General features: G+C 73.5%; 6 protein-coding genes. 4 read left to right on the forward strand and 2 right to left on the reverse strand.

From position 1 onward, the window contains the following. Both MFF42_RS23050 and MFF42_RS23055 read left to right on the forward strand, forming a co-directional pair. A partial coding sequence (locus MFF42_RS23050) for a universal stress protein (protein ID WP_238258052.1) occupies positions 1 to 413 on the forward strand: 413 nt, incomplete at its 5' end. Positions 414 to 746: 333 nt separating this feature from the next. Next, positions 747 to 1028 carry a hypothetical protein gene (locus MFF42_RS23055; protein ID WP_017483094.1) on the forward strand — a complete coding sequence of 94 codons (282 nt, stop codon included), beginning with the start codon at positions 747 to 749 and terminating at the stop codon, positions 1026 to 1028. Positions 1029 to 1201: 173 nt separating this feature from the next. Here the strand turns inward: MFF42_RS23055 and MFF42_RS23060 are convergent, their stop codons facing one another. Next, on the reverse strand, positions 1202 to 1795 hold the full coding sequence (locus tag MFF42_RS23060; RefSeq protein ID WP_017483093.1) for a hypothetical protein: 594 nt from the start codon (positions 1793 to 1795) through the stop codon (positions 1202 to 1204). A gap of 58 nt (positions 1796 to 1853) precedes the next feature. Further along, positions 1854 to 2735, reverse strand: a complete 882-nt coding sequence (locus MFF42_RS23065; RefSeq protein WP_017483092.1) for a hypothetical protein — start codon at positions 2733 to 2735, stop codon at positions 1854 to 1856. 257 nt (positions 2736 to 2992) lie between these two features. Between MFF42_RS23065 and MFF42_RS23070 the strand changes: the two genes are divergently transcribed. Together MFF42_RS23070 and MFF42_RS23075 are read left to right on the forward strand one after the other, a co-directional pair. Then, positions 2993 to 3397, forward strand: coding sequence for a hypothetical protein (locus MFF42_RS23070; RefSeq protein WP_017483091.1), 405 nt, complete (start codon positions 2993 to 2995; stop codon positions 3395 to 3397). Further along, positions 3394 to 3585 carry a hypothetical protein gene (locus MFF42_RS23075; protein ID WP_017483090.1) on the forward strand — a complete coding sequence of 64 codons (192 nt, stop codon included), beginning with the start codon at positions 3394 to 3396 and terminating at the stop codon, positions 3583 to 3585. Before MFF42_RS23070 ends, MFF42_RS23075 begins: the two co-directional genes overlap by 4 nt. The last annotated feature ends 47 nt before the right edge of the window (positions 3586 to 3632 follow it).

Here is a 3632-nt window from a genome sequence, read left to right on the forward strand (position 1 = left end):
TGGGCCGCCCCGTCCTCGTGGTTTCGGCCGGCATCGAGCACCTGGAGGCTAGGCGCATCGTCGTCGGCTGGAAGAACACGCCGCAGACCCGCCGGGCGCTCTCGGACGCCTTGCCCCTGCTCAGGCGCGCGGAGGCGGTCCAGGTGCTTCGAATGACGGACGACGGGGACCGGGCGGAGGTGGACGACGTCGTCCGCTACCTCGCCCTGCACGACGTCAACGCCAGCGGGCATCTGGCGGCGCGCTCGGGCTGGAGCGTCGCCGAGGACCTGCAGAAGGCCGTCCGCGCGATCGACGGGGACCTTATCGTAACGGGCGGCTACGGCTACAGCCGCCTACGCGAGTGGTTCTTCGGCGGGGTCACGCGCGACCTGCTGAGCGAGACGACCGTCTGTTGCCTGATGTCCCACTGAGGAGGTCGCTACAGTCGTGACCACCCGGTCCTATAGGCGCGCGTCTGCTCTCGGTCGATGACCAGCCCTTCGAATGGCTGACGGCAAAGGTCAGCTCATGGCGCATTACTGACTGGTGCGTGTCGGGCGCACTCAGGCCGCCCGCCGCGGCGCCTCGGATTTCCGTTACAGATCCCCGAAGTAACGGGGGGGCTATCCGGCCAGGGTCGAGAAGGAGCCCGGACGCGTCCCGAGCATTCGACGCCCAGGGATCCAGTAACCCTCTCGCCAAGCGCAGCTGGACAGGGAGCCTGGACCCTGAATCTATAGGCCTCCTGAGAGAGGGAGGCGGACATGAGCCACGGGCATGCAGTGACGGGCGAGGTCGGTACCGGCCTGCTCAACGCCCTGCTCGCCGCCGACGGGGCCGCCAAGGCTGCCCTTGAGCGGGCCGCGTGGGACCGTGCCGAGGCCCGGTCGGAGGCAGCCGTCCACCGCCTCGGCCAGGCCCTCCTGGCCTCCCGCGCCCGTGAGGCCGAGCTCGCCCGCCAGCTCGCCGCCGCCCGCGCTGAGGTGGCCGGCCTGAGGATCCGGGCGTCCAAGGCGGAGGCCCGCCGGCCTGCCAGGCGCGCCTGAGAAATCGTCGGCGCCCCTCGCTTTTTCGCTTGCGGCTTTCCCGGTGCGCCTACGCGGGGCCGCAGAGAGACGCACATGGAACGCACGTCGGCCCCGCGCGGGCGCACGTCGGACAACCAAAAGGCCCGCCGGTCACCCCGGCGGGCCTCGTTGCTTTCGGGGGCTGGGGCGGCCTAGGCGACCCTGGCCTGCCTCGCCCTGACGCCCTCGACGTGCGCGAGCAGGTCGGCCATCGCGCGGTCCGCGGGCGTCCCCCGGTAGGGCCAGTGGAATGCGGGCGCGGACGCGTCCACATCGGCCGCCTGGGGATGTGTCACGGGCTCCGCGGACACGTCCGCGTCGTGGGAGCCAGGCAGCCCGGGGACGCGTCCGCGCCCGGCGGCGAGGGCCTCGGCCTGATGGGGGAGCGTCCGGGCGAGGACGGTCAGCTCGTCCGGCGAGAGGGAGTGCAGCCACGTCGCGACCGGCACCGGCAGGCCGGACAGGTCGACAGGGTCGCCGCCGGCGGTCAGGTGCCGGGCGTGCATGACGAGCGCGACGCCGACCGGGTGCGTCGCAGGGACGCCGGCGACAGTCGGCAGCCTCGGCGCGGGGACGGCCGCGGCAGCGTCGAGATATTCCTCGGCCGCGACGGCGGTGGGCAAGACGGGATCCGGCCGGACGCCCGCGACAGTCCGGAGGACCCAGCGGCCGCCCTCCCACACGAAGACCAGGGGCGCGAGGGCGACGGCGGCGAGGGCGGCGAACAGGCGGGCAAGGGAACGCATTGGAGATCTCCTGTCGGGGGCGACGCTTTGATGATCGCCTCGCCCCCGCAACCCACAATCACGCCGCCGCGGCCGCCGCGAGCAGGTCGGGCAGGTCGAGGCCGAACACCCTGAGCGCCAGCTCCGGGGGGAGCTGCTTGCGGTGCGTCCGGAGCGCCCGCAGCGCGTGCGAGGCGAGCACGGCATTCAGCGCCGGGAGGCCGGCGAGGATGTGCCCCCGGACCGTGCTGTTCCGGCCCCATCCGGACTTGTTGACGACCGAGGCCCGGTCCGCGTCGCGGGCGGTCAGGAGCCGGCAGCCCTCATGCGCCGCGGCCTGCACCTCCGGCAGGGCGGCCCGCTCGGCCTCGGGCTCGTACGGGATCTCCATCGCGCGCATCGCGCGGTCGATGTTGGCCTGCGCGCGCACGACGAGGTCGAGCAGGTGCTCGCTCTGGTAGCGCTCCAAGCCAGCCGGTCCCCTGGCGATGCGACGCTCCGCGAGCTCGACGTCGTCGCGCACGGCCCACGCCCACCCCTGCGTCCGCAGCGACTCGCGCGTGGCGGCGATGGCGCGCTCCGCGAGGGCGAGGTCCTCGGCCCTCCGGCGCTCCGCCGCGGCGGCCGCCTGGGCGCGCTCGCGAGCGACCCGCTCTCGGTGGGCGGCCAACCCCCGGGCGGCCGTGTTGAGGAGGACGGCCGCCTGCTCGCGGTCGTAGTCCGGCCCTTCCCAGAGGCAGGGCAGGCCGGACCTCATGCGATCGTGCGAGAACCCGATGGCCTTCAGGTGGCGCCCCTCGGGGCCGGCGAGCGCGTCGTCGTAGTCCTGCGACGGGGCCTCAGCCGTCCAGAGGCACTTCAGGACGCCCGACACGCGCAGCTCGCGCGGCGGCTGCCACTCCAGGCCCAGGCCCTCCGGCGGCCCCTGCCAGTCCCGCGTCGTCCTGTACAGCTCCGGCATCGCGTCCTCCCTGTGCTGTGCCGCGACTACGGCACATGACGAATGCTAGCACTCGCGGGGGCAGCCGCAAGATCTCGTTCAGTCCTGGTGTCAATTTTGGACCCCAACCGGATGCTCATTAAATGAGTAAATTCTGAGTGCTCCATGCTCATCCAGTCGTCCGCGTTAAGTTTGTGCCCTCAACTCCCCTTTCGTCATCTGACGAACGTGCTTGAATGCTTGGGCGCGGCGTCGCGCGTCGATTCGTGGAGGGGTCTATGCGGGTGTGGAGGGAGGTCGGCTCGGGCGTGACGGCGGCGCAAGTCCGCCGTGTCGTCGCGAGCACGGTGGGCGTCGGCGCCGTCGCGCGCCGGCTGGGCGTCGCGGAGTGCACGGCGCATCGCTGGGCCGGCCTGGCGGGCGTGAGCATCGTACCGCGGCCCAGAACGGAGCGCATGCCCGGGCGCCAGCTCGTGTCCGACGCCGCCGTGCGGGACGCCATGCTCGGCCCACTCTCGCTCCGCGCCGCCGTCGAGCGCGCGCCCTCCGCCGCCCGCTGGGCCCGGCGCCACGGCGTCGGACCCGGCTACCTCGCAGACGTGCTTTCGGGCCGCCGCCCGCCGGGCGCGAAGATCCTGTCGGCGCTCGGCATCGGCCGGGCCTACGTGAGGGGGCGCCCGTGACCGACCGCGACGCCGCCGTCCTGGCCGCCCTGCGCGCCGTCCCCGCGGGCGCGCTCCCGATGCACCTGGCGCCCGGCCTCGGGCTCGGGGTCAAGCAGGTCTCGACCGTCCTGCAGCGCCTGCGCATCGCCGGCCTCGTCCGGTTCGAGGCGCCCCGCTGGACCGCCATCGAGGAGCCCCGCCCGTGAGCCCTCCCCTGCTCGACGGCCTCGACGCTCTCGTCGGCGCCGCCCTG

Origin of the sequence: Methylorubrum podarium (assembly GCF_022179745.1) — a bacterium.
Taxonomy (GTDB): Bacteria; Pseudomonadota; Alphaproteobacteria; order Rhizobiales; family Beijerinckiaceae; genus Methylobacterium; species Methylobacterium podarium.

What these genes read in the sequence shown, in the direction of transcription:
- MFF42_RS23055 (WP_017483094.1), top strand. Translation starts at nt 747, where the DNA reads ATGAGCCACGGGCATGCAGTGACGGGCGAGGTCGGTACCGGCCTGCTC.
- MFF42_RS23060 (WP_017483093.1), bottom strand. Translation starts at nt 1,795, where the DNA reads ATGCGTTCCCTTGCCCGCCTGTTCGCCGCCCTCGCCGCCGTCGCCCTC.
- MFF42_RS23065 (WP_017483092.1), bottom strand. Translation starts at nt 2,735, where the DNA reads ATGCCGGAGCTGTACAGGACGACGCGGGACTGGCAGGGGCCGCCGGAG.
- MFF42_RS23070 (WP_017483091.1), top strand. Translation starts at nt 2,993, where the DNA reads ATGCGGGTGTGGAGGGAGGTCGGCTCGGGCGTGACGGCGGCGCAAGTC.